A 22796-nucleotide genomic window follows, 5' to 3' on the forward strand; every position below is an offset into this window, starting at 1 on the left:
GCTCCCTCAGGCCGCTTGCTTGCGGGTCAGGATGAGATACCCGAGTTCGTTGACGGTCGCGTCGAAAGCGGATGTCACGATGGTCGTGGTCTGGGATTCCGAGATGACGGCAGGGCCCTGGATGGACGCGCCGACCGGCAGGTCGTCACGCCAGTAGATCTTGGCTTCGACATAGGTGCCGCTTGCCGGATCGAACAGATCGCGGCTGCCGGTTGCTTCCGCCGTGCCGCCCGTGGGGGCTGTCAGTTCGGCCGGGACCTGCGGCCGCGGCGCCGTCATGGTCAGGGTCCAGCTCAGGATCTCCGGCTCCGGTCCCGGAATGATCCGGCCATAGAGCCGCTTGTATTCGCTCTCGAACGCCTCCCGGATCGTCTTTGCATGCTCTGCCGTCAGCTCGCCCTCCGGCAGTGGAACGGCGATTTCATGACCCTGTCCGACATAGCGCATGAAAGCAGTCCGGGTTTCCTCAAGCGCGGCACCGCCAGCGCCGCTTGAAACGATGACGCGGGCCTCGTCCGCCATTCCGGAGAGCAGGGTATTGATTTCCCCCGCATCGAAGTCCGAGAGCTTGACGTATCTGGAGCGGACGACTTCGTAGGAGATCGGCGCGCGCAGGAAGCCGATTGCCGAGCCGACACCGGCGCCGGTTGGAACCACGACTGTCGGAATGTCGAGTTTTTCGGCCAGCCTGGCAGCGTGCAGAGGGGCGGCGCCGCCGAAAGCGATCATGGCCCGGGCCGCGATGTCCTTGCCCCATTCGATGGCATGGACGCGGGCCGCATTCGCCATGTTCTCGTCGACGATCTCGCAGACACCGAAGGCGGAAAGCGCTTCGGACAGGTCCATCTTGGTGCCGATTTCGGCCTTCAGGGCGGCCTTGGCCTTTTCCGGGCTCAGGGCGACGGAGCCGCCGGCGAAACTCGCCGGATCGATCTTGCCGAGTACCACATCCGCATCGGTCACGGTCGGTTTGGTGCCGCCCTGATCGTAGCAGGCCGGTCCCGGATCGGCGCCGGCACTGTGCGGGCCAACGGCAATCCGGCCGAGCTTGTCGATTGCGGCGATGGAGCCGCCACCGGCACCGATCTCGACCATCTCGATGGCGGGAATGCGCACCGGCCAGCCGCTGCCCTTCATGTTGCGATAGACACGGGCGACCTCGAAGGTGCGCGTGGTTTGCGGCATGAAGTCGTCCAGCAGACAGATCTTGGCGGTGGTACCGCCCATGTCGTAGGAGACGACGCTGGCAAGACCGCATTCGCGGGCAATCTCGCTGGCCAGAATGGCGCCGCCGGCCGGCCCGGATTCGACCAGCCGGATCGGGAACCGCATGGCCGTATCCAGCGTGGTCAGACCCCCGCCGGAGGTCATCAGCAGAACCGGGCAGGTAAAGCCGCGCTTCTTCAGGTCTTCGCGCAGCACGCCGAGATAGCGGGACATGATCGGCCGGACATAGGCATTCGCAGACGCTGTCGATTGTCTCTCGTACTCGCGGATCTCCGGGCAGACCTCGCTGGAGAGCGTGATGCTGAGGTCCGGACGCGCCTTGCTCAGGATCTCGCCGACACGCTCTTCGTGCGCGCCGTTGGCATAAGAATGGATGAGCCCGATGGCGATAGAGCCGATCTCATGGCTGTCGATCAACGGGACCAGTGCCTGAACACTCGTCTCGTCCAGCGGAATCAGCACCTCGCCTTTGAAGTTCAGGCGCTCGCGGACAGACCAGCGCAGATTGCGCGGCACCAGCGGGTCGGGCCGGTCGATGTTGATGTCATATTGCTCGAACCTGTTTTCGAAGGCCATTTCCACGGAGTCCCGCAGACCCTCTGTCGTGACAAGAGCCGTCCTAGCGCCCTTGCGTTCGATCAGGGCATTCGTGGCCAGGGTGGTGCCATGGATCAGCAGTCCGATATCCGCCGGCGAGGCGTCGGCCACTTCAAGTGCTTTTTCGATTGCATTCATCACACCCCGTTCGGGCATCGACGGGGTTGTCAGCACCTTCGCCGTGAAGCGCTTGGGGCCGAATTCGAGTGCGACATCCGTAAAGGTGCCGCCGACATCGACCGCGAGGCGGCCTTGCACAGAGGTCTCAGGCATTGCAATACAATCGGTTTGTAAAAGAGGAAGGTCGGAAAGGATCTAACCTTAGTAAAGACATATGTCTGGCGGCCGTCAATGAATGACAATCGTCACAACCTGACAACATTGGTCGGTTCCGCCTTCAGCACCTCGGCGCAGTATCGCCGTGCCTCGGCTTCTGCCTTGTCCTGGTCCTCGTAGAGGGCGGACATGTGCGAGGATTCGACCTGCCGGCCATCCTGCCAGACGGACCACGGATACCGAATACCGTCCGGACTGGCCCAACATTCTATGTAGATCTCGATCATGACCTCGATCCCAAAGCCAGCGTGATGAACTGTCAAATATGGGCCGGTTCCGCGTCCACTTTTTGACACCGGCGTCATTTAATCATCCCGGTGCGCGCATGGCGAGCGTCCGCTTCGGCTTTTCGATCGGTGGCCCGCGCCGGAGTCGGGCAATCATTCCCTGAAGCGTGAGAAATAGGCCTCCGACGGCGGAGGCAGGGAGCCGTCCACCCCGCTGACGACAGTCCCCAGATGCGCTTGTGCCGGCTGTCTGAGCATATCGTAAATCTGTGCAGAAAGCTCCGTTGCCCGGTGCCCGCTCCAGGTTTCCGGCATGATGTCGGCGGGAAGGCCGGGATCCCGGAGCAGAGCCCGCCGGTAGACATGAACCATCAGAATCCGCAGGACGAATGCCGTCTCCGGTGTCAATTGCCCGCGCGGTTTTTCGAGCGCATGCAGAACCGGAGCAAATCCGTCAATGAAGGCCCTGTAGGCCATGTCAGTCGCCTCCAGGTCCCAGGTCTCCCTGCTCAGTGCGTGCAGGGGCGCCAAGGTGGAGCCAGGGACGGCTTCGAACAGGGCGACCCGGTCGTCAAGGCCAAGATGTATGAGCTCCTGTTTCGCCCGGTCGAGATCGCCGCCGATACCGAGCAGGACCTGCGGGCCGAGCGCGCCGTATCCGGCCCAGCCCAGAGCCTTTCTGAGAGCATCCCGTTCCGAACTGTCGACAGCACTCGTCAGCAGCGCGATCTGCCAGGGTGCATCTGTCGCCCGTCGGGTGCGGACCGGTGCATAGATCCGCCGCTGTGCCGCATCGAAATCCTGCCTGCCGCTGTCTGTCAGGGAATAGATGCTGCGGCGGCCGATCTGCCGTGCCGTCAGGATACCGTCCTGGGTCAGTCTGAAGACGGCGGTCCGGACCACCCGCTCGCCAACACCGAAGGCTTCCATCAGTCTGATCAGGTCGCTGAGCCAGGCGGTGCCGCCATGCGGCAGGATGGCGTCCCCGAAGACGGTCACGATCAGGGATTTTGCCCGGGGTTTCAGCGTCGAGATCGTTTCCCGGGCAAGTGCCGCAAGTGTGTCCGGATCAGCGGCCAAGGTCATTGTCGGGGCGCATCTTCGACAAGCGGGCCGCCGATTGTCCGGGATTTGCCCCTGAAGAAGGCGACGGGGGTGTCGTCCGCTGTTTTCACGACGGTATCGTAGATGCCTGAGCGGCCGCGGTGATACCGTTCCTCGCAGGTGGCGATCAGATCGTCGCCTTCGCGCGCGGGATTGACGAAGTCGATGTCGCAGCTCTGGGCCACCGTCAGGGCGTTGCCGGAATTGCAGGCGAAAGCGAATGCGCTGTCGGCAAGGGTGAAGATCATGCCGCCGTGGCAGGTACCGTGACCATTCAGCATGTCAGGCCGCACCGTCATGCGAAGGCGTGCGTATCCGGGCGCCACATGCTCGACCCGCATGCCGAAGGCCTGTGTCGCCGCGTCGTTCTCATACATCCACTCGGCAACGCGCCGGGCTGTATCTGACGCGGTTTCCTGTACGTCCTTGCTGCTCTGACTGTCGTTCATGCTGTCCTGTTCCTGATGGCTTTTATGATACAGTTTTCTCTGGACTGATGAAAAATTATGTATCACATTATTAGCGCTATTCGGCAATGACCGAGTTAAGCGAGGAAACGCAATGGTGGAAAGCCAAAGTCCGGGTCAATCCTCCGAATTGGAAGAGGCTGCACGGTTTCAGGCGCGGGTCGATCAGGAAATCAAGATCGAGCCGCGGGACTGGATGCCGGAGGCCTACCGGAAAAATCTGGTTCGCCAGATATCCCAACATGCCCATTCGGAAATCGTTGGCATGCTGCCGGAAGGCTGCTGGGTGACCCGGGCGCCGTCGCTGCGCCGGAAGGTGCAGCTGCTGGCCAAGATCCAGGACGAGGCCGGGCACGGCCTCTATCTCTACAGCGCGGCCGAAACCCTCGGCACGCCGCGCGCGGAGATGATCGACGCGCTGCATAGCGGTCGGGCCAAATATTCGAACATTTTCAATTACCCGGTGCTTTCCTGGGCGGATATCGGGGCGATCGGCTGGCTGGTGGACGGTGCAGCGATCATCAACCAGATCGCGCTCTGCCGCTGCTCCTACGGGCCCTATGCCCGGGCGATGGAGCGGATCTGCCGGGAAGAGAGTTTCCACCAGCGCCAGGGCTATGAAATCATGATGTCCATGGCCTTCGGGACCGCAGCGCAGAAGCGCATGGCGCAGAGCGCGCTGGACCGCTGGTGGTGGCCGTCGCTGATGATGTTCGGGCCGAGCGACCGGGACACCGTGCATTCCTCGCAATCCGTGGCCTGGAAGATCAAGCGCGTCTCCAATGACGATCTTCGGCAGCAATTCATCGATATGACGGTTCCACAGGCCGATTACCTGGGGCTCAAGATGCCGGATCCGGATCTGAAGTGGAACGAGGAGCGCGGCCATTATGATTTTGGTGAAATCGATTGGGCCGAGCTGAAACGCGTCGTTTCCGGCGACGGACCCTGCAACAAGGAACGCATGGCGGCCAGGATCAAGGCGCATGAAGACGGGACCTGGGTCCGCGAGGCCGCTGTTGCCTACGCGGAAAAGAAGCGTCAGCGCGAGAGTGCGGCACGTATCGCCGCCGAATAAACCGTACAATACGTCTTTTCGGAGCGCTGGCTCCGGACCGATCGGGAGAGCAATCATGACTGCCGGAAATGACTGGCCGCTCTGGGAAGTTTTCATCCGCGCGCGTGAGGGCCTGTCGCACAAGCATGTCGGCTCATTACATGCCTGTGACGCTGAAATGGCCCTGCAGCACGCTCGCGATGTTTATACACGGCGGCGCGAGGGTGAGAGCATCTGGGTGGTGCAATCGACTGATATCGTGGCCTCCGCGCCGGCGGACAAGGAATCCCTGTTCGACCCGGCGGACGCCAAGATCTACCGTCACCCGACCTTCTACGACGTGCCGGATGAGGTGGAATGCCTGTGACCCGGAGCCGACGGAGACCATGACATGACAGCCGCCGCGCAACGCGAAGCGCTCTTCGAGTACCTGCTCCGCCTCGGGGACACATGCCTGATCCTCGGACACCGGCTGTCCGAGTGGTGCGGCAAGGGCCCCGTGCTGGAAGAGGACATCGCCCTTTCCAACATCGCGCTCGATCTCGTCGGCCAGTCCACGCTTTGGCTCGATCTGGCCGGGACGGTGGAAGGTGCTGGCCGGGATGCCGATGCGCTGGCCTTCAAGCGCGATGTTCTGGACTGGCGGAATTTCCTGCTGGTGGAGCAGCCGAACGGCGATTTCGCCCATACTATCGTCCGCCAGTTCCTGTTCGACTGCTTCCATGTCGAACTGCTGCAGGCGCTGACAAGGTCGGCCAACCAGGAAATGGCCAACATCGCGGCCAAGGCGATCAAGGAAGCTGTCTATCACCGCCGCCACAGCGGTCAGTGGGTCATCCGCCTCGGCGACGGCACGGAAGAAAGCCGGATGCGGGCGCAGACAGCGCTCGACGCGCTCTGGGGCTATACACGGGAACTGTTCGAGGGCGATGCCATCGACGAGATGATGATGCAGGCCGGCATCGCGGTCGACCCCGGCGACTTCCACGAGAACTGGCGTCTCGCGGTTGCGGCGGTAATCGAGGAAGCCACACTCACGCTGCCGGAAGCCTCCTGGTCCATCGGCGGCGGCAAGAAGGGCATCCATTCAGAGCATCTGGGCCTCCTGCTGGCGGAAATGCAGTTCCTGCCGCGGGCCTATCCGGATGCGAAGTGGTGAGATGCCGTCATGACCGAGCGCGCCGCTGTCCCTGAAGACCCCATCGCCCGGCTCTGGCGGGCGCTCGAGACGGTGTGCGATCCTGAAATCCCGGTCCTGTCGGTGGTCGATCTCGGCGTGATCCGGGATGTCGATGTCGTCGAAGGTTCTGCCGTCGTGACGATTACCCCGACCTATTCCGGCTGCCCGGCCATGGCCTATATCGAGATGATGGTGCGCGACGCAGTGCTTGGTGCCGGTTTCGACAGCGCCGAAGTCAGGACGGTCCTGGCGCCGGCCTGGACGACGGACTGGCTGAGCGATGCGGGCCGGGAGAAGCTCCGGGCTATCGGCATCGCGCCGCCGGCAGAGCAGTCGACCTCCAGGAAATCGTTGCTCGGAATCGATCCGGTTGTTGCCTGCCCGCGGTGCGGATCCGGGCATACGGAGATTCTCAGCCAGTTCGGATCGACCGCCTGCAAGGCGCTCTACCGGTGTGCGGACTGCGCCGAGCCATTTGATTATTTCAAGTGTCACTAGGGAGAGCGGCCATGGCGCGTTTCACCAGTCTGACTGTGCGCGACGTGCGCCCCGAGACGTCCGACAGCGTGTCGATTGCGTTCGACGTGCCGGAAGAGCAGCGCGCCGCGTTCCGGTATTTGCCGGGGCAATATGTGACGCTGCGCCACGAGATCGACGGCCACGACGTGCGCCGGTCCTATTCGATCTGCAGCGGTCTGGACGAGGGCGAGATCCGCGTGGCGGTGAAACGGGTTGAGGGCGGGGCCTTCTCCAGCTTTGCCAATGACGCGCTGAAACCGGGTGATGTGCTTGATGTCATGGTGCCGGAAGGCCGTTTCACCCTGCAGCCGAACCCGGCGACGGCCCAGACCTATGTGGCGTTCGCCGCCGGCAGCGGCATCACGCCCGTCCTGTCCATTGCAAAGTCGGTCCTGGCGGTGGAGCCTGAGAGCCGGTTCACATTATTCTACGGCAACAGGTCGGTGCGGGAGATCATGTTCCGCGAGACCCTGCTCGACCTGAAGAACCGTTATCCGTCCCGTTTCAGTGTGCTGCACGTGCTGAGCCGCGAGCCGCAGGAAGCAGCGCTGCTGAACGGACGGATTGACAGGGAGAAATGCGAGAGCTTCTTCCGATCTATCCTGAACGTGCATGCAGTGGACGAGTTTTTCCTGTGCGGCCCGGAAGGGATGATCGGGGATGTGAAAGAGGCCCTGGCAGCGCACGGCGTCGCGGAGGGAAGGGTGCATTTCGAGCTTTTCGCCCCGGCAAATGATGCGGCGGCGAAAGCGGCCGAGGCCCGGCGCAGCCGCCTGGCGAAGACGCCTGAAGCGGAGCGCTCGGGATCGGACGTCTCGATCATTCTCGACGGGATTCGCACCGATTTCGCGCTTGGTGCCGACGATGTCTCCATTCTCGACGCGGCCCTGGGGGCAAGACCGGATTTGCCCTACGCCTGCAAGGGTGGGATGTGCTGCACATGCAGGGCAAAGGTCCTGGAAGGCCGCGTCGAGATGGATCTGAATTACACGCTTGCCGAGGAGGAGGTGGAGAGGGGCTTCGTCCTGGCCTGTCAGTCCCATCCGGCAAGCGAAAAGGTCGTACTGGACTTTGACGCCCGATAGGCGGGAGACAGAGGAAGTTGTCGCGGCCATCCGGCCGCGACGTCCCTTGAGGATCAGGCAGCCCAGAAAGGCTTGTTGATCTCGTATTCAGCTTCTGACCGGCTGATGCCCATATCGGACAGTTCGCGGTCGCCGAGCTCCCGAAGCAACTGGCGCTGACGCAGCCGGTCCTGCCAGGTAAGCAGGGTCGTGACGAATGCCTGCACAACACCGCCGCGACCACGCGGATGCGTGAAGATGGTTCCGTTGGTTCCTGCGGGCATGCATGCGGCAGGAGCGACATTCAGGGTTTCGTTCTTGAACATGAAAGTTCTCCTTAATCATTTCGTCACACACGCTCATTCGTGTCTGTCGATGATTGGGTATTTGGGCTATAAATGGCCATTCATCAAACGAGTTAATCTGCCATATGGATTAGTTTAGCTAAATCATGTTGAGCCGTTTGCCCCTGAATGGATTGCGCTGTTTTGAAGCCGCAGCGCGGCATATGAGTTTCAAGCTCGCGGCTGGCGAGCTGTTCGTGACGCCGGCGGCCGTGAGCCAGCAGATCAAGGCGCTGGAAGCCGAACTTGGCTGTTCCTTGTTTCTGCGGCGTCCCAGGGCGCTTGAATTGACTCCGGAAGGGGCACGGCTCGCCCCCGCGGTGCGCGAGGCCTTCTCCCGCCTGCAGGCGGCGGTCAATGACCTGAAGGAACAGGAAGAGGGGCGGCCGCTAACGGTGAGCGTGCTGCCGTCTTTTGCCGTGAAATGGCTTATTCCCAGACTGTCCCGGTTTCGTATGCGGTATCCCGAGATCGATGTCCGGATCGCGGCTGAGGATCGCCGGGCGGATTTCGTGACCGATGGCGTCGACGTGGCGCTGCGTCTTGGCGAGGGCAAGGAGGAAGGGGTTCACGTCCAGCAGATCATGACCGAGTGTATCTATCCCGTGTGCAGTCCGGACATCGCGGCCCGTCCGCCGGGGCTGAAGCGGCCGGAAGACCTGAAGTACTATCCGTTGCTGCATGACGTGAACAGCTTTGCCGGTGAAACCTGGGCGCACTTTCTGGAGCAATTCGGCATCGAGGGTGTGGATGTCAGGCGCGGCGCCTTCTTCACGCAAATGGACATGGTCCTGCAGGCCGCCATCGAAGGGCAGGGTGTCGCGCTTGCCCGCTCCCAGCTGGTGACTGACGACCTGCGTGCCGGGCGCCTGATCAGGCCATTCGAGGTCGAGACACCGGCGCCGCTCGCCTACTACTTCGTGTGCCGCGAGGAATCCCTCCGCTCGAACAAGGTTGCCGTGTTCAGGGACTGGGTTCTGGACGAGGTGCGGCGGGACCGCGATTCCACCGAAACGGCCTGATAAGTGAAAACCTCGATCAACCGTCCGTTCAGTTGACGGTGTCAGGAATCCCGGCGCCGATATCGATCAGTTCCCGGTGCGCGACTGACTGGACCTGGAGTGAGGCATTGACTGTTTCGGCCAGCCTGCCCTGATCGGCGGGCAGGCTGCACGAAATGACCAGTTTGCGATTGTGCCTGATATCGGAAATCGGCAGATCGACGGTCTGACGGAGCCAGGATCGGCCCGACCGGGCTGTCGCGCGCAACGTCACCGCCATGCCGACCGGATGGCTATGCAGCATGAAAAAGGAGTCAGATGCTCTGCCCCGGCGACCCGTTTCGACCATGTCGAGATAGTTCCAGCCGGTGATGTCCGTTCCGTAATCTTCAGCGACCGCAGTGCCGACCAGCCGAAGTTCGATGCGATCCGGCGCAACGAGGTCATGGATAACGATGAAGGGAAGCAGGTGCTTGATCGCGCCTGGATCGATATCCTAGCGGTCGGGAAGAAACTGGCCGGCGCGCAGTGAGTGCCAGTATGCGACAAAATCCCTGCCCACGGGTGTGAGCGATGGCGGCCGAGCAAGGTCGATCGCATCTGGCGCTGTCATTTTCAATCGGTCTCTTTCCACTTGATCGAGCAGCCCATGCTGGCGACCTGCTCCTCCGGACCGCGGCCGGTCTCCGCCACCCGTTTCATGGCCTCGAACAGATCGCGCCGGGCGCCCTCGACCGGAGATGCCCCGCTTGCGTCGAGGCGTCCGCGATACTGCAGACCAAGATCCGAATCGAACCCGAAGAAATCCGGTGTACAGACCGCGTCGTAGGCACGCGCCACCTGCTGGGTCTCATCGATCAGATAGGGGAAGCTGAACTTATGCTTGGCGGCGAACCGGATCATGTTGTCGAAGGAGTCGGCGGGATAAGCGTCCGTATCGTTCGACATGATGGCGACGGTCGAGATGCCGTGCCCCGCCAGTTCAGCGGCGTCGCGTGCGATCTTTCCGGCGATAGCCTTCACATAGGGGCAATGGTTGCAGATAAACATGACAAGCGTGCCCTTCGCGCCGCGGATATCCGAAAGGCTGTGTTCGGCGCCATCGGTGCCGGTCAGACGGAAATCCGGTGCGGTCCAGCCGAAGCCGCAGATCCCGGTCGTTTGAAGAGCCATGACGATTTCCCCGTCTTTGCGCTGCTCCGCTTTCCCTTGGTCCATTAAGAAGAAGAGCCTCAGTCAAAGTTCGTTAACCATAGCACAACACTGGTGAAATGCAGTGTGCCGATGGCATATGTATGCTGACGACAGGATGCCGGTAGGGGACCGCGAATGATCAGAGACACGTCCGATATCCTCGGATACCATGCCCATGTCTATTTCGACGCAGAGAGCGCACAGGATGCGCGGGCGCTTCGCGAAGCGATTGAGCGCCAGTTCGATATCGAGATGGGACGGTTTCACGAGAAGCCTGTAGGCCCGCACCCGCGCGGCAGCTATCAGGTTGCGTTCAGACCGGACCAGTTTGCGGACGTCATGCCGTGGCTAGCCCTCAACCGGGGATATCTGACTGTCTTCGTGCATGCCGAGACCGGCGACGCTTTGGCGGACCATACAAAACACGTGATCTGGCTCGGCCCGTCGGAGACCCTGAAGGTCAGCATATTCGAAGAGTAGCGGTTTGCCGGGTCAGGGGACCAGCCAGGTACCGGTACCTTTCGATAGATCCAGGCGATAACGCCGGTTACCTGTACGCGCGAGTTTCAGGACATCCACCGTCGCCGCGGAAAATGTCAGCACAGTAAAATTCTCGAACCCGGTCTGGTCGTCGTCCGGCCCGATGCCGTCACCGGCCGCGCCGAGGACGGAGCCGGTGGGCGGGTCCGCCCGATAGTTCGGCCGGTTGCTGTCGGCGAGTGTATCCCAGATGGCTTTCCGTGCGGCAGTGTCAGTGAGTGTTGCCATCGCGCCTTTCAGCCGGAGTTGCAGACCCGCCGCATGGTCATAGAAGACCAGCATTGCGGCGTTGTGCGCAGCCAGTTCGGCAAGCTTTTCGGCCCTGCCGTCCGTATGCAGCGTCGCCTGCCAGGTACCAGGATCGGCGGTGCGGAGCACCAGGACACGGCCATTCGGCGTGCCGTCGCGCCCGATTGTCGCCAGCACGGGGTACCGGAACGATGCCTGGGGATCTTGCGGCGCTGTGGAGAAGAGCGCGGACGCCCGGTCGATCAGGGCGGCTGCATCAACATCCCTTTTCGGCGGTTCGCTCATTCGGCGGCGGCTTCCTGTTTCCGCGGCGCAACCGGTGTCTGATTGCGCACGAGTATCAGGCTGAGCAGGGCGCATGACGCCCCGACCACGACAGTTATGGCGAGTGCCTTGAAATCAGAATCGGTTTGAAAATAGCCGACAATCACGGTGGCGAGGCCGCCGAAGACCATCTGCAGAAATCCCATCAGGCCGGATGCCGCGCCGGCAATCGCCGGATTGACGCTGACCGAGCCGGCTATGGCATTGGGCTGGCTCATGCCGTTACCGAAGGCGATCAGCGAAAAAGGCAGGAAGATCGAGAGGGCCGACATGAAACCGAGCAGCGAAAGCGTGGTCAGGACCGTTGCCCCCGTCAGGGAGAAGCAGCAGCCCAGCAGGATCATACGGTCGATGCCGAGCCGCCTGGAAATCCGTGTGGCCACGAAATTCCCGGAAATATAGGCAAGCGAGACGATCACGAAGAGGAACCCGTAGACCTGCGGCGGAATCTTCAGGATTTCGATGGTGACGTAGGGGGCCGAGGTCAGGAAGGCGAAGAAGCAGCCGATCGAGAAGGAGGTGTTCAGGGTGTAGCCGAGAAAGGCGCGCGATCTCAGCAGAGAGTGGTAGCTGCGACCGATGCTGAACACATCGATCCGTTCGGAGCGCGCATGGTGCGTTTCGTGAAGCGTTGGCACGGCGTAGAGCAGTGTTGCGCCACCCATGGCGGCCACGACATAGAAGCCGGCAAACCAGCCGAACGCGCTGTCCAGGAAGCCCCCGATGGCCGGGCCGATCATCGGAGCAACGGCCATGGCCATGGTAATGAAGGCAATAACCGGCGCGGCCTCTTCGCGTTCATACACATCCCGCACGATAGCGCGCCCGAGGACCATTCCGGCGCAGCCCCCGAGGGCCTGGAAGATTCGCCCGGCGATAAGCCACTCGATCGAACTTGCGAAGGCGCAGAGCAGGCTGGCAAGCGTAAACACCGTCAGCCCGGTCAGCAGGGTCGGCCGTCGTCCGATCCGATCGGAGATGGGACCATAAAGGAGCTGACCGATGGCGATGCCCGCGAGATAGAGCGTCAGGGTCAGCTGCACCGTTCCGTAATCCGTTCCGAAGACGGGGACGAGGCCTGGCATCGACGGTACGAAGAGATTCAGCGCGAGCGGCCCTGTCGCGGTGGCGACGATGAGGACGAGAATTGGCGGGGCCTTGGTCTGAGCGGTCACGGAATGCCTGTTCTGTTTTGGGAGCTTGTTGGATGACGTTTAAACTAGTCCAAGCGCCGGGCAAAAATAGTGCAAATAAAGCCGTTTACAATTCTCTATATGTGCTAAACGGCACCTGGAGGCGATATCGCCCTGGTTGACTGATCTGAAGCAAAGACTTACTTTATAGTTTCGAAATGTCCCGGGCAGAATTTCCGGAAACTAGGGATAAGAATGGTCTCTGGCGTCGAAAGCAGTCTCGTCATCCGAACAAGCAGCGCGATACAAGTGACTGGTTTGTTTCCCCAAAATGATGAAGACGACACTCAAACCACCATCGGCAGGACAGGTGCGTCGACAGCGACAGGGCTGACGGGAGCGTCCGGCTTGACGCCATTTGGACAAGGCGCTGGAAACAGCGACTCTGATGACGCCTCGCGCTCGGTTACCGGCTTGAACGGTCTGCTGGCGCCGCCGAGCATCACGGCAGTTCAGGAAGACAGAGGCGATTCCGAAGAGCCCGATTCAGCGGATGACGACTCTTCCGGGGATGCTGCAGCGATCAATGGCGCACCCGTCGAAGGAGCCGGTTCGGAGGATGAAGTAGGCCCGGACGGCCTGACCGAGGGCGAGCGGGAACAGGTAGCCGAGCTGAAACAGCGCGATGCAGAAGTCCGCCGTCACGAACAGGCGCACAAGGCCGTCGGCGGCCAGTATGCCGGAGCGATCTCCTACACCTACGATTCCGGACCGGACGGCCGGCGCTACGCGGTTGGGGGCGAAGTGCCGATCGATACCAGCCCGATTGCCGGAGACCCGGAGGCCACGATCCAGAAACTGCAGCAGGTCCGCAGCGCCGCACTGGCGCCGGCATCGCCTTCTGCTGCGGATCAGGCAATTGCCGCCCGGGCAAGCCAGGGCATTCAGCAAGCCAGTGTGGAAAAGGCCCAGCAAAGCGCTGAAGAGCTTGAGGCGTTGACGGGTGGCGGTGACGAAGGGACCAGCGACGCCGAAAATGCGCCGACGGGTGAGCCAGGCGCCGAGATCGTTTCCGGGAGCGGCCAGGACCGGGGGGCGGGAATTTCCGGTGCGACGGAGAATGATCCTGGCAATGGCGCGGTTGCGAACGGCCGTCCGTCGAATTCAGTTGCCGGTCCGGACCGTGATGCCGGTGCTTTCTCGGTTACTGGAACAGGCGGTGACAATGACCCGACGAATTCAGCCGGTGGTTCCGGGGGAGGCTCTTTCGGCGGGAGCGGACAATCACCGTTTGATCTCGTACCGGTGCTAAGTGGTCGATCTACTCTTGATATTTCAATATAATCAGATAGTTACTATTCTTTGGTCAGGCATTCCTTGAAAGATTCTTCTGACTGATCCGGGCTTTCGCTGCAGCTGACGAAGCGGTTCCGGCAGGCACCGTAATCCGTGTCGTTGCCGACAAACCTGAGTTCCTCGCAAAAATCGAGATAGTGCCGTGCAAGTGTTTCGAAGGTCTCGCTTCGGCGCTGCTGGGCCACGTCCGGGGCGCGGGTCAGCGGTGGGATGTTCAGCATCTGGGAAATCGCCTCGTTCGCGCGCTTCAGCGGTATCTCGGCCTGCTCCATTTCACCACTCGATGTCCAATAGCGCACATTCAGAGTCTCTCCGAGCATGAAGTCACGCAGCGGGGGCGGGACCTGGCCACGCTTGAAGGCACCCCAGAGGATAAACTGAACCCCCTTCTCATCAATCGCATACAGAGTGGGTTTGAAGCCGACCTCCAGCTCTTTCAGAGCTTCGAGATTGATCGGATCGTTGCCGTCAATCCAGTAGGTCGGAAGCCGCTTGCGGCTGATCGTTTTCTCGACATGGCGTGGCATCCTGAACTCTGCCCAGAGCGAATTGTCGTCCCGCTTCATGATATGAAAGCGATAACCACGGTTGCTCAGGATGCGGGCTTCGAGAATAGGGGCTTTGGTAATCGGGTCCGTCAGGACCTCGATATACCACTGGATCGTCTGCGTCCGTGCCGGCGTCGAAAAGACAAGCATCACCATCAGGACGACGAGAATCAGGGAATACAGGCGGCTGTGAAGCCGACCGGTCTGAAGACGCCGTTGTTTCATCCCGGTTTGCGATCCCTTCGTTTCGTCAGACTGCGTTTTCTCACATAACACGTTACGGCAGATGGCGTCACGCGGCAGGGCCGACCCGTTCAACGCTTGTAAAACGCTGCTTTGGAAACTATTTTTTAAGATAACGGGTTTATTGGTAAGCGTATGAGCATTTCAGGTGCATTGAATATCGCGGTGAGCGGGATCCAGGCGGCGGGCAACCAGACCCGTAACGCGGCAAGCAATCTCGCGAACATCTCCAGCGTCGCGGCGCCAGCGGACGAGGTTCTGCGCCCGGGCCAGCCGGCACCCGAAACCAATGCAATTGGCGAGACCATCTTCCGTCCGACGGAGATCCAGTCCACCACGGCTGGTGCTGCCGGTGTGCGGACCCAGACCTCGCTGGTCGATCCCGCATCCTTCCCGATCTACGACCCGAGTGCTCCGGATGCGAACGCCGAAGGCATTTCATCGGTTGCCAATGTGTCGATCGCCGACGAAACGGTGAATCTGATCCAGGCCCAGCGTCAGCTCGAAGCGAATGTCGCGGTGCTGCAGACGGGCGACGAACTCCTCGAAGAGGCCATCGACATCCTCGCCTAGAACGCCGGGTTCTTCTCCAGCGCGTCTTTCAGGGCATTGAGCGCCGCATCGAACGGCAGGCGCACGCATTCGTGCCGGGATTTGAAATCCCGGACCGGTGCAAAACTCTCAAGCTCCGGCCAGTCCAGATCACCGTCGCGCGCGCCCGCAAGGTAATCCAGCAACTGCCGGCGAACGGTCTCAAGCCCGGCAAGGCTCTGACCCGTTGCATGCTGCCTGATCAGGGCGGCGGATGCCTCGCACAATGCACAGCCCTGAACCCGGTGCCCGACCGCGGTGATCTTCCCGCCTTTCAGTTTCAGGTCGACAGTCACCCGGTCGCCGCAAAGCGGATTGTCGACCCGCGCGCTGCCATCGGCATCCTCGAGCCGCTGATTGCCACGGCCTTCCTTGGCCAGGCGCAGAATTTCGGCCCGATAGAGAGCGTCGCTCATATCACTCTGCCTTTTCCAGCATGCCGCCGGCTTCCGACAGCATCTCGGGGGTGTCTATATCGAGGTGAACAGCATTGCTGGGAGTGTCGACCTCGACGACCAGGTCGGCGAACTCGGCAAGCAGGGCCCGGGCGCCCGTGTCACCCTTCAGCTCCTGCATTTCCTCAAAGAAACGGTGATCCCACAATATGGGGTTGCCGCGCCGGCCGGCATGTACCGGAACGACAATGGCGCGCCCCTCGACCGGATCATAGGCCGCGATCATTGTATCGAGCAGCGCGGCCGTGATCTGCGGCATGTCTCCGAGACAGACAAGGGCGGCAGCAGTGCCTTCGCCCAGAGCGGAAAACCCCGCCCGCACACTGGTGCTCATGCCAAGCGCATAGTCCGGGTTGTGCACAAACGCGGCGTCCAGATCCGAGAGCGCCGCCGTGACCTTCTCAACTTCATGCCCGGTGACGACAACCAGCCGTCCGGCTGCGGACTTGAGGATGGCCTCGGCCACCCATCTGACCAGCGGCTTGCCGTGCAGCGTGCTGAGCAGCTTGTTGGTCGCGCCCATGCGCGAGGATTGACCGGCGGCGAGCAGAATGCCGGCGATTTCCGGACGGCCCGTTTCCGGCTTTGCGGAGGTTGATGCTGCGGCGGGTTTGGCGCTGGCCCGCGGCAGGGGGCGATGCGGCACATCCTTCAGCAACCCGCCGACGCCCATGCGCATGATGTCGCGGGGGGAAATGTCCAGTCCGGCGCAGATCCGCTGCAGAACCCAGTCGAAGCCGTTCAGTTTTGGGGAACGGGCGCAGCCGGGCATGCCGATGACCGGAATTTTCCCGACGCGTCCGATCAGCATCAGATTGCCGGGATCGACGGGCATGCCGAAATGCAGGATCGTACCGCCGACACTCTCGATCGCGCTCGGGATGACATCGCGCCGATCGACCACGGCGGACGCGCCGGAGATCAGGATCAGACCCGGGTTGGCGGCAATGGCACGGTGCAGTGTATTCGTGAGGGAGGCGTGATCGTGATCGCAGCGTGCCTCCGATGCCAGCTGTGAGCCCAGGGCATTGAGCCGGTCCGTGGTGACGCGGAGCGTGCTGTCGAGCACGGTTTCCTTGGTGCCGGGCAGGCGCGACTGGATCAGAACCGTCTCGCGGGACTCGAATGGCGCGACCCGCAGCAGCGGGCCTTCCTGGGACGCCAGTGCCTCGGCAATCCGCACGGGGCTCTCGGGGACGGCGAAGGGGATGATTTTCAGCGTGCCGATCATCTGGCCCTGCGTTACGGCCTGATAGGGCGGCACCAGTCCGAGCGTGATGGTTTCGTCAACCAGGTTGAGCCCGTCGAGCCTTTCCGGATCGTACAGCACGATTCCGCCTGTTTCGGCAAACAGGTTTGCCCGCCCGGTGAAGGCCGGTCCGACGCGGATATGCGCGCCGCTGCACGCCGTTGCCAATTGGTCGGCCGCCCGGTCCTCGGGAATGTCGCCGTCATCCAGGCGGGCACAGACGACATGCTCGATCCCGGCCGCTTTCAGCGCGGCAAGATCGTCCGTATCCAGTACGCGGCCTTTCTTGAGGGCCCGGCCGTCCAGCCGGCGGCTATGGGCAAGGATAGCGCCTTCGGCCTTCGCGACCGGCAGTTCGCCGAAATACATGTGCGTCTCAGGCCGCCGCTCGAAGCGGCTCGGAGCCGTGCTTCACGGCGGTCATCTCCGCCAGTATCGAAATCGCGATCTCGGCCGGCGAGACGGCGCCGATCGGCAGACCTGCCGGACCATGGATGCGTCGGAAGTCGGCATCGGTGAAACCTTCCTCGCGGAGCCTTTCCAGGCGCCGTGCATGGGTCCGCTTGCTGCCGAGGCAGGCGATGTAGAAGGCATCGCTTTTCAGCGCCACATGCAGGGCCGGATCGTCCAGCTTCGGATCGTGGGTCAGCGTGATGATGGCGGTCCGGCTGTCCGGCTTGAGGGCTTCCATTGCCTCGTCCGGCCAGTCGTCGCTGAGATCGACGCCGGGGAACCGGTCCTCGGTCGCAAAGGAGGCGCGCGGATCGACGATCGAAACCGCATAGCCGGAGAGCGTGGCCATGGGTGCCAGCAACTGGCTGATATGAACCGCGCCGACAATGATCATGCGCAGCGGCGGATTATGGACGTGGGTGAAGTGGGTGCCGTCCACATTGATCCCGCTGCGGTCGTCCCGCATGCGGGTGCGTGTCTCGTCGATCTGTGCGTTCGAGAGATCGAGCGCGCCTTCGGTGCCGGACGGCGTGACCAGTGCCTGCGCGCCATCTTCGAGACGCGTGACCATGGCCACCGGCAGTTTTTGCTCCCGGTACGCCATCAGGGCATCGAACAGCTCGACTTGCATCTTATTGTCCTTCGATCCGTTCCACGTAAACCTTCACTTCGCCGCCACAGGCGAGGCCGACATCCCAGGCCTGCTCGTCGCTGACGCCGAAATCCAGCGTGCGGGGCTTGCCGTCCTGAATGGACTGCATGGCCTCGCGCACCACGGCACCTTCGATACAACCGCCGGAAACCGAGCCGATCATGGCCCCGCTATCGTCGATGGCGAGTTGGCTGCCCACCGGGCGCGGGGAGCTGCCCCAAGTCTTGATAACCGTTGCCACCGCGATGCGGCGTCCGTCGCGCCGCCATTCGGCGATCCGTCCGAGAATGTCGTCCTGTTGCGCGGGATCATATCTGTCCATAGCCGGTCTCCTTCCCATCCACGGGCCCTGCGGGCCCAGTCACGAGAGAGGGGGCTGCCTATGCCACCTCCGCCGCTTCGATCTCGGCCAGTTTTTCGAGCCAGCCCGACATGCCGTTCCGTCTAATCCCGGCGGGTTTTCCCAACAGCTCTGCGAGATCCTCAAGGCTGTCGAGCGAATGTACCGGCCGGAATTCGTCCACATGCGGCAACAAGGCCCGCACCCCCAATGATTTGGGGGCGAAGCCATCGTACCGCAACAGCGGGTTCAGCCAGATCAGCCTGCGACAGGACTTATGCAGTCGTTCCATTTCGGCACCGAGGCCCTTGCCGGCTTCCCGATCGAGACCGTCGGTGATGAGCAGAACGACCGCTCCCTGGGTCAGAACCCGGCGGGACCAGTCACGGTTGAACTCCTGAAGGCTATGCCCGATCCGGGTACCGCCGGACCAATCCTCCACCGCACCGCTGATCTTGTCCAGTGCCTCGTCCACGTCCTTGTGCCGCAGGTAGCGGGTGACGTTTGTCAGGCGGGTGCCGAACAGGAAGGTGTGCACCCGGTCCCGGTCGTTCGTCACGGCATGCATGAAATGCAGCAGCATGCGCGAATAGCGTGTCATCGAGCCGGAAATGTCGCACAGGACAACCAGCGGCGGCGGCCGCGTCCGGCGTTTCTTCAGCTGCAGCGGAATGCTGTCCCCGCCCGAGCGCAGCGCCTGGCGCAGGGTGGCGCGCAGATCGACCTTGTCGCCGTAGCGGCTGGGCGAGAAGCGGCGGGTGGGAATGTCCGCCAGCGGCAGGTGCATCTTCTCGATGGCCCGGTGCGCGGCGCGGATTTCCTCCGTGCTCATCTTCTCGAAATCCATGCCCTGCAGCAGTTCCTGCTCGGAATAGGTCATCACCGCGTCGAGCTGGATTTCCTGTTCGCTGTCCTCGTCCGGCGCACTGCTCTCGGTGCCGGTTTCCTGCTGCTGGCTCAGCGCCTCGGCGACGCGGCGGCTGATCTGCTCAGCCTCGTCCTCGCTGCCGTCGGTTGCCAGTTTCATCTCCGGCAACACCATCTGCATCATCTTCTCGAGGATGCGCGGGTTGCGCCAGAAGATGTGGAACGCCTGATCGAAGATCTCGCGCTGGTCCCGCCGGTTCACGAAGACGGCATGCAGAGCCCAGTAGAAAACCGTCCGGTCAGTGATGCCGACCGTGCGCACCGCCTCGATGCCGTCGAGCACCTTGCCTGGGCCGACAGGCAGCCCGGCCGCGCGGAGGACGCGGGCAAAAAACAGGATATTGTCCACCAGCTTGCCGCCGGGCCCTTCCGGTGTTTCCGGCAGGGACGAGCGATCTTCGGGCGGTTCTTTTTCGTCGAGCGGCGCCATGGGCGTCCTAACCGGCCATGGCCAGCTCGCTGCGCACCTGTGTCAGGATGCGGTTCGCCTCGCTGCCCTGGATTTTCTGGATGTCGTCCTGGTATTTCAGCAGCACGCCGAGCGTATTGTCGATCGCCGCCGGATCGAGCGCCAGATAATCGAGCTGCACCAGCGCATGTGTCCAGTCGATGGTCTCGGCCACACCAGGCTGCTTGAACAGGTCCATCTTGCGCAGTTCCTGCACGAAGGAAACGACCTGGGCGCTCAGAGCCTCGGGGGCGCCGGGCGCTTTCTTGCGCAGGATTTCCAGCTCGCGCTCGGCATTCGGATAGTCGACCCAGTAATAGAAACAGCGCCGTTTCAGGGCGTCGTGGATCTCGCGGGTCCGGTTCGAGGTGATGATGACGATCGGCGGCTCTTCCGCCTTGAAGGGACCGATTTCGGGAATGGTCACCTGATAGTCCGACAGCACCTCCAGCAGGAAGGCCTCGAAAGGCTCATCGGTCCGGTCCAACTCGTCGATCAGCAGCACCGGTGCGCCGCCCTCGGTTTTCTCCAGCGCCTGCAGGATCGGCCGCTTGATCAGGAAGTCGTCGGAGAACAGATCGGCCGCCAGTGCTTTCCGATCGGTGCCGCCCTCGGCCTCGGCCATGCGGATTTCCAGCATCTGCCGGGAGTAGTTCCACTCATAGACGGCGGAGGAGACGTCGAGCCCCTCATAGCATTGCAGCCGGATCAGTTTCCGCCCCAGGGTTTCCGCCAGCACCTTCGCAATCTCGGTTTTGCCGACACCGGCCTCGCCTTCGAGAAACAGCGGCCGCTTCAGTTGCAGCGCAAGATGCAATGCGGTGGCAAGCGGCGTGTCGGCGACATACTGACCGTCTGCAAGCAGGGAAAGCGTGTCGGCCACGGAAGCGGGAAGGGAAACGGTCATAAACTGGTCCGGATCTTTGATCGATGATGGTCTTCAGATAGCATGTGGTCTGGACGGTTTAAAGAGCGCCGGGCCTTACACCAGGCCGCATCGCACGGGCTCTAACGGGGCAGGTTGGAATGATCTAAGGATAAAGGGAGCGCGTTTGCAGAGGGATATCAACCCGTGAAATGCTCTTCTTTTCGATTTTGATATCGTGCCAGTCGATGATCTTGGGGCCGGAGAATTTCTCCGCGACGCCGGTCTTATTGAATGTTCCCGCGATAAAACGCGCGTCTCCATGCTCGTCTCTGAATGGGCAACGTATGATTTCAACTTCAACCCATTCTTTTCCCGGCGAAAGCAGACGTTCTGTTGTTGCAACGATTACCGGCATACTAAGGCAGCGTATCAACAGATTGTTTACGTGATCCAGATCATCTCCATTCAGTATTTCGTGCATATATTTTCTCGTGTTTTCGCGACCGACGATTTCCGCGATTTTGCTACCGAAAAGTCGAAAGAAGAACCCGCCGGGTAGTTTCTCCAGTATGAAGACAAACCCCAGTATCGGCGCCAGAGCGTGTGGCTTTAGGGCGTCTTTAAACGGAATAACTCCCGCATTTGATCGGAGCGAATTGTAGAATTCGAGAAACCATTGCGCTTCGTACGTGGCGAGCGACGTTTTTTCGAAATCTGCCATGAATAAATACCGACGATGCCCTCTACACGAGTAGTGAGCTGAGGGTCAAAGGTTAGGCAGTCCAGCAATAAAGTCAATCAAGAGAGCAATTTATAATTGTATTAACTCGGTAAACCGTTTGGTTTGTTAAGAAGATTTTATTATGGTGTGTCGTGATCGAGGCAAGCCTGTCGAATCGAACCGGCTGACAAAAGTTCATTAATCTCGGTTTCGTCCAAATCCGCTTCGCGTAATATGTCCACACTGTGTTCTCCAAGACGCGGGGCACCGATACGATAGCTTGCAGGTGTCTCTTCGAACCGTATCGGCTGACCAACCATACGGATCAGCCCCTCGCTCGGGTGCTGGAACAAAGGCCAGAAGCCGATTTCATCGAGATGCGGGTCCTGCAGCAGGTCCTCGGTGCCGAGTACAGGCATGGCCGGGACGTCGATCTCGCTGAACAGGGTGAGCCATTCGGTCGAGCTGCGGGTTGGCGTGGTCTCCGCGACGATCTTATAGAGCCTGGCGATATTGCGCGATCGTTCGGCCGGATCGGTGACCCAGATTTCGGATGTGATGTCATTTCGCCCGATGGCGTCGAGGTAGGACGTCCAGTGCCGTGTCGTATAGGGGAGCAGGGCGACATGCCCGTCACTGGTGCGGTACGGCTTGCGGTGCGGGGCGAGCACCCTTTCATAACCGGTCGTGCCGCGGGGTGGCTCGAAGCTCGCGCCCTGAAGATGCTCGACATGCATGAAGGCGACGAGGCTTTCGAACATGGGGACTTCGACAAACTGCCCCTTGCCACTCCGGCCCCGGGCCACCAGCGCCATGGTGACTGCCGAGAGGCACATCAGGCCGGTGACCTTGTCGGCCAGCACGGTGCGACTGTAGGCCGGGGCGCCGTCCGCCCGCTCATGCAGGGCGGCAAGGCCGCAGGCGGCCTGGATGATGTCGTCATAGGCGGGGCGGCCGGCATAGGGGCCGTTCTCGCTGAAGCCGTAGGCGCCGCAATAGATCAGCCCCGGATTGAGCGGCTTCAGGTCTTCGTACGAGAGGCCGAGACGGCGCATGGCATTGGGCCTGATCGAGCAGACCAGCACATCTGCTTCCGGCACCAGTTTGAGGAATGCGTCCCGCGCGGCGGCATTCTTCAGATCGATGCTGAGGGAGCGCTTGTTGCGGTTCACATTCATGAAGACCGCACCCATTCCGGGTGTCCTGAAGGGCGTCACGTTGCGCGTGACGTCCCCATCGAGAGACTCGACCTTGATGACATCGGCGCCCATGTCGCCCATGATCTGCGTCGCATAGGGTCCGAGCAGGACCGATGTCATATCCAGCACCCTGAGTCCCGCAAGGGGCCCGGCGGCAGTTTCACCAGCCATTTGAAAATTTCC

The 22796-nt window shown here is 61.6% G+C and carries 27 protein-coding genes; 9 read left to right on the forward strand and 18 right to left on the reverse strand.

The window, feature by feature from the left end; genetic code table 11:
• Positions 1–6 precede the first annotated feature (6 nt).
• The 4 genes from RH950_RS07890 to paaI all read right to left on the reverse strand — a co-directional run bounded on the left by RH950_RS07890 (position 7) and on the right by paaI (position 3940).
• Positions 7–2097, reverse strand: a complete 2091-nt coding sequence (locus tag RH950_RS07890) for a hydantoinase/oxoprolinase family protein (protein ID WP_350055415.1) — start codon at positions 2095–2097, stop codon at positions 7–9.
• A 92-nt stretch (positions 2098–2189) separates the two neighbouring features.
• A complete protein-coding gene (locus tag RH950_RS07895) occupies positions 2190–2387 on the reverse strand; it encodes a hypothetical protein (protein ID WP_350055417.1) in 198 nt (65 codons plus the stop codon).
• A 153-nt stretch (positions 2388–2540) separates the two neighbouring features.
• Complete coding sequence (locus RH950_RS07900) at positions 2541–3473, reverse strand: PaaX family transcriptional regulator (protein WP_350055419.1); 933 nt, start codon at positions 3471–3473, stop codon at positions 2541–2543.
• Positions 3470–3940, reverse strand: a complete 471-nt coding sequence (paaI, locus tag RH950_RS07905) for a hydroxyphenylacetyl-CoA thioesterase PaaI (RefSeq protein WP_350055421.1) — start codon at positions 3938–3940, stop codon at positions 3470–3472. The genes RH950_RS07900 and paaI overlap by 4 nt, the downstream gene beginning before the upstream one ends.
• 112 nt (positions 3941–4052) lie before the next feature.
• Between paaI and paaA the strand changes: the two genes are divergently transcribed.
• Genes paaA through paaE form a run of 5 tightly spaced genes read left to right on the forward strand, consistent with a single transcriptional unit; the run spans position 4053 to position 7799 of the window.
• A complete protein-coding gene (paaA, locus tag RH950_RS07910; RefSeq protein ID WP_350055423.1) occupies positions 4053–5036 on the forward strand; it encodes a 1,2-phenylacetyl-CoA epoxidase subunit PaaA in 984 nt (327 codons plus the stop codon).
• 55 nt (positions 5037–5091) lie between these two features.
• The gene (paaB, locus tag RH950_RS07915; RefSeq protein ID WP_350055425.1) at positions 5092–5382 is read left to right on the forward strand and encodes a 1,2-phenylacetyl-CoA epoxidase subunit PaaB; all 291 of its coding nucleotides are present in this window, start codon (positions 5092–5094) and stop codon (positions 5380–5382) included.
• Between the two features lie 24 nt (positions 5383–5406).
• On the forward strand, positions 5407–6174 hold the full coding sequence (gene paaC / locus RH950_RS07920; protein WP_350055427.1) for a 1,2-phenylacetyl-CoA epoxidase subunit PaaC: 768 nt from the start codon (positions 5407–5409) through the stop codon (positions 6172–6174).
• A gap of 9 nt (positions 6175–6183) precedes the next feature.
• The gene (paaD, locus tag RH950_RS07925) at positions 6184–6693 is read left to right on the forward strand and encodes a 1,2-phenylacetyl-CoA epoxidase subunit PaaD (protein ID WP_350055429.1); all 510 of its coding nucleotides are present in this window, start codon (positions 6184–6186) and stop codon (positions 6691–6693) included.
• An 11-nt stretch (positions 6694–6704) separates the two neighbouring features.
• A complete protein-coding gene (paaE, locus tag RH950_RS07930) occupies positions 6705–7799 on the forward strand; it encodes a 1,2-phenylacetyl-CoA epoxidase subunit PaaE (protein ID WP_350055431.1) in 1095 nt (364 codons plus the stop codon).
• A 53-nt stretch (positions 7800–7852) separates the two neighbouring features.
• On the opposite strand, the gene RH950_RS07935 is transcribed toward paaE, so the two are convergent.
• Positions 7853–8104, reverse strand: a complete 252-nt coding sequence (locus tag RH950_RS07935; protein WP_350055433.1) for a DUF1127 domain-containing protein — start codon at positions 8102–8104, stop codon at positions 7853–7855.
• Positions 8105–8229: 125 nt separating this feature from the next.
• On the opposite strand from RH950_RS07935, the gene gcvA reads away from it, so the two are divergent.
• Positions 8230–9144, forward strand: coding sequence for a transcriptional regulator GcvA (gene gcvA / locus RH950_RS07940; protein WP_350055435.1), 915 nt, complete (start codon positions 8230–8232; stop codon positions 9142–9144).
• A gap of 28 nt (positions 9145–9172) precedes the next feature.
• Here gcvA and RH950_RS07945 read toward each other — a convergent pair whose 3' ends face one another.
• Entirely contained in the window at positions 9173–9616 is a 444-nt protein-coding gene (locus RH950_RS07945; RefSeq protein WP_350055561.1) for a PAS domain-containing protein, read from the reverse strand.
• Between the two features lie 122 nt (positions 9617–9738).
• Positions 9739–10296, reverse strand: coding sequence for a thioredoxin family protein (locus RH950_RS07950; RefSeq protein WP_350055437.1), 558 nt, complete (start codon positions 10294–10296; stop codon positions 9739–9741).
• Between the two features lie 156 nt (positions 10297–10452).
• Between RH950_RS07950 and RH950_RS07955 the strand changes: the two genes are divergently transcribed.
• Entirely contained in the window at positions 10453–10797 is a 345-nt protein-coding gene (locus tag RH950_RS07955) for a DOPA 4,5-dioxygenase family protein (protein ID WP_350055439.1), read from the forward strand.
• 12 nt (positions 10798–10809) lie between these two features.
• Here the strand turns inward: RH950_RS07955 and RH950_RS07960 are convergent, their stop codons facing one another.
• Positions 10810–11391 carry a pyridoxamine 5'-phosphate oxidase family protein gene (locus RH950_RS07960; RefSeq protein ID WP_350055441.1) on the reverse strand — a complete coding sequence of 194 codons (582 nt, stop codon included), beginning with the start codon at positions 11389–11391 and terminating at the stop codon, positions 10810–10812.
• Entirely contained in the window at positions 11388–12605 is a 1218-nt protein-coding gene (locus tag RH950_RS07965; protein ID WP_350055443.1) for a multidrug effflux MFS transporter, read from the reverse strand. Before RH950_RS07965 ends, RH950_RS07960 begins: the two co-directional genes overlap by 4 nt.
• A 366-nt stretch (positions 12606–12971) precedes the next feature.
• Here RH950_RS07965 and RH950_RS07970 point away from each other — a divergent pair, with 366 nt between their 5' ends.
• Positions 12972–13907, forward strand: coding sequence for a putative metalloprotease CJM1_0395 family protein (locus RH950_RS07970; RefSeq protein WP_350055445.1), 936 nt, complete (start codon positions 12972–12974; stop codon positions 13905–13907).
• An 11-nt stretch (positions 13908–13918) separates the two neighbouring features.
• Here the strand turns inward: RH950_RS07970 and RH950_RS07975 are convergent, their stop codons facing one another.
• Positions 13919–14692, reverse strand: a complete 774-nt coding sequence (locus RH950_RS07975; protein ID WP_350055447.1) for a hypothetical protein — start codon at positions 14690–14692, stop codon at positions 13919–13921.
• Between the two features lie 153 nt (positions 14693–14845).
• Here RH950_RS07975 and RH950_RS07980 point away from each other — a divergent pair, with 153 nt between their 5' ends.
• Positions 14846–15283 carry a flagellar basal body rod protein FlgC gene (locus RH950_RS07980; protein ID WP_350055449.1) on the forward strand — a complete coding sequence of 146 codons (438 nt, stop codon included), beginning with the start codon at positions 14846–14848 and terminating at the stop codon, positions 15281–15283.
• Here RH950_RS07980 and RH950_RS07985 read toward each other — a convergent pair.
• The 8 genes from RH950_RS07985 to RH950_RS08020 all read right to left on the reverse strand — a co-directional run bounded on the left by RH950_RS07985 (position 15280) and on the right by RH950_RS08020 (position 22784).
• Positions 15280–15717 carry an iron-sulfur cluster assembly scaffold protein gene (locus RH950_RS07985; protein ID WP_350055451.1) on the reverse strand — a complete coding sequence of 146 codons (438 nt, stop codon included), beginning with the start codon at positions 15715–15717 and terminating at the stop codon, positions 15280–15282. The two genes, RH950_RS07980 and RH950_RS07985, sit on opposite strands and share 4 nt — an antisense overlap.
• Position 15718: 1 nt before the next feature.
• Positions 15719–17374: an NTP transferase domain-containing protein gene (locus RH950_RS07990; RefSeq protein ID WP_350055453.1), complete on the reverse strand. Its 1656-nt coding sequence runs from the start codon at positions 17372–17374 to the stop codon at positions 15719–15721.
• A 7-nt stretch (positions 17375–17381) separates the two neighbouring features.
• A complete protein-coding gene (locus tag RH950_RS07995) occupies positions 17382–18089 on the reverse strand; it encodes an XdhC family protein (protein WP_350055455.1) in 708 nt (235 codons plus the stop codon).
• 1 nt (position 18090) lies between these two features.
• Complete coding sequence (locus RH950_RS08000) at positions 18091–18432, reverse strand: XdhC family protein (protein WP_339849898.1); 342 nt, start codon at positions 18430–18432, stop codon at positions 18091–18093.
• 58 nt (positions 18433–18490) lie between these two features.
• The gene (locus tag RH950_RS08005) at positions 18491–19807 is read right to left on the reverse strand and encodes a vWA domain-containing protein (protein WP_350055457.1); all 1317 of its coding nucleotides are present in this window, start codon (positions 19805–19807) and stop codon (positions 18491–18493) included.
• A gap of 7 nt (positions 19808–19814) precedes the next feature.
• Positions 19815–20732, reverse strand: coding sequence for an AAA family ATPase (locus RH950_RS08010; RefSeq protein ID WP_350055459.1), 918 nt, complete (start codon positions 20730–20732; stop codon positions 19815–19817).
• A 124-nt stretch (positions 20733–20856) separates the two neighbouring features.
• The gene (locus RH950_RS08015) at positions 20857–21414 is read right to left on the reverse strand and encodes a PAS domain-containing protein (protein WP_350055461.1); all 558 of its coding nucleotides are present in this window, start codon (positions 21412–21414) and stop codon (positions 20857–20859) included.
• Between the two features lie 140 nt (positions 21415–21554).
• Complete coding sequence (locus RH950_RS08020) at positions 21555–22784, reverse strand: CaiB/BaiF CoA transferase family protein (protein ID WP_350055463.1); 1230 nt, start codon at positions 22782–22784, stop codon at positions 21555–21557.
• Positions 22785–22796: the final 12 nt, after the last annotated feature.

This window comes from Nisaea sp., assembly GCF_040217065.1.
In the GTDB taxonomy this organism is placed as follows: Bacteria; Pseudomonadota; Alphaproteobacteria; order Thalassobaculales; family Thalassobaculaceae; genus Nisaea.

Excerpts from the sequence above, each read along its gene's own strand:
- paaI (WP_350055421.1), bottom strand. The coding sequence starts at position 3,940 with ATGAACGACAGTCAGAGCAGCAAGGACGTACAGGAAACCGCGTCAGAT.
- RH950_RS08005 (WP_350055457.1), bottom strand. The coding sequence starts at position 19,807 with ATGGCGCCGCTCGACGAAAAAGAACCGCCCGAAGATCGCTCGTCCCTG.
- RH950_RS07975 (WP_350055447.1), bottom strand. The coding sequence starts at position 14,692 with ATGAAACAACGGCGTCTTCAGACCGGTCGGCTTCACAGCCGCCTGTAT.
- RH950_RS07990 (WP_350055453.1), bottom strand. The coding sequence starts at position 17,374 with ATGTATTTCGGCGAACTGCCGGTCGCGAAGGCCGAAGGCGCTATCCTT.
- paaC (WP_350055427.1), top strand. The coding sequence starts at position 5,407 with ATGACAGCCGCCGCGCAACGCGAAGCGCTCTTCGAGTACCTGCTCCGC.
- RH950_RS08010 (WP_350055459.1), bottom strand. The coding sequence starts at position 20,732 with ATGACCGTTTCCCTTCCCGCTTCCGTGGCCGACACGCTTTCCCTGCTT.
- RH950_RS07900 (WP_350055419.1), bottom strand. The coding sequence starts at position 3,473 with ATGACCTTGGCCGCTGATCCGGACACACTTGCGGCACTTGCCCGGGAA.
- paaD (WP_350055429.1), top strand. The coding sequence starts at position 6,184 with ATGACCGAGCGCGCCGCTGTCCCTGAAGACCCCATCGCCCGGCTCTGG.
- RH950_RS07950 (WP_350055437.1), bottom strand. The coding sequence starts at position 10,296 with ATGGCTCTTCAAACGACCGGGATCTGCGGCTTCGGCTGGACCGCACCG.
- RH950_RS08020 (WP_350055463.1), bottom strand. The coding sequence starts at position 22,784 with ATGGCTGGTGAAACTGCCGCCGGGCCCCTTGCGGGACTCAGGGTGCTG.
- RH950_RS07895 (WP_350055417.1), bottom strand. The coding sequence starts at position 2,387 with ATGATCGAGATCTACATAGAATGTTGGGCCAGTCCGGACGGTATTCGG.
- RH950_RS07995 (WP_350055455.1), bottom strand. The coding sequence starts at position 18,089 with ATGCAAGTCGAGCTGTTCGATGCCCTGATGGCGTACCGGGAGCAAAAA.
- RH950_RS08015 (WP_350055461.1), bottom strand. The coding sequence starts at position 21,414 with ATGGCAGATTTCGAAAAAACGTCGCTCGCCACGTACGAAGCGCAATGG.
- RH950_RS07890 (WP_350055415.1), bottom strand. The coding sequence starts at position 2,097 with ATGCCTGAGACCTCTGTGCAAGGCCGCCTCGCGGTCGATGTCGGCGGC.
- RH950_RS07955 (WP_350055439.1), top strand. The coding sequence starts at position 10,453 with ATGATCAGAGACACGTCCGATATCCTCGGATACCATGCCCATGTCTAT.
- paaE (WP_350055431.1), top strand. The coding sequence starts at position 6,705 with ATGGCGCGTTTCACCAGTCTGACTGTGCGCGACGTGCGCCCCGAGACG.
- paaB (WP_350055425.1), top strand. The coding sequence starts at position 5,092 with ATGACTGCCGGAAATGACTGGCCGCTCTGGGAAGTTTTCATCCGCGCG.
- RH950_RS07980 (WP_350055449.1), top strand. The coding sequence starts at position 14,846 with ATGAGCATTTCAGGTGCATTGAATATCGCGGTGAGCGGGATCCAGGCG.
- paaA (WP_350055423.1), top strand. The coding sequence starts at position 4,053 with ATGGTGGAAAGCCAAAGTCCGGGTCAATCCTCCGAATTGGAAGAGGCT.
- RH950_RS08000 (WP_339849898.1), bottom strand. The coding sequence starts at position 18,432 with ATGGACAGATATGATCCCGCGCAACAGGACGACATTCTCGGACGGATC.
- RH950_RS07960 (WP_350055441.1), bottom strand. The coding sequence starts at position 11,391 with ATGAGCGAACCGCCGAAAAGGGATGTTGATGCAGCCGCCCTGATCGAC.
- RH950_RS07985 (WP_350055451.1), bottom strand. The coding sequence starts at position 15,717 with ATGAGCGACGCTCTCTATCGGGCCGAAATTCTGCGCCTGGCCAAGGAA.
- RH950_RS07935 (WP_350055433.1), bottom strand. The coding sequence starts at position 8,104 with ATGTTCAAGAACGAAACCCTGAATGTCGCTCCTGCCGCATGCATGCCC.
- gcvA (WP_350055435.1), top strand. The coding sequence starts at position 8,230 with ATGTTGAGCCGTTTGCCCCTGAATGGATTGCGCTGTTTTGAAGCCGCA.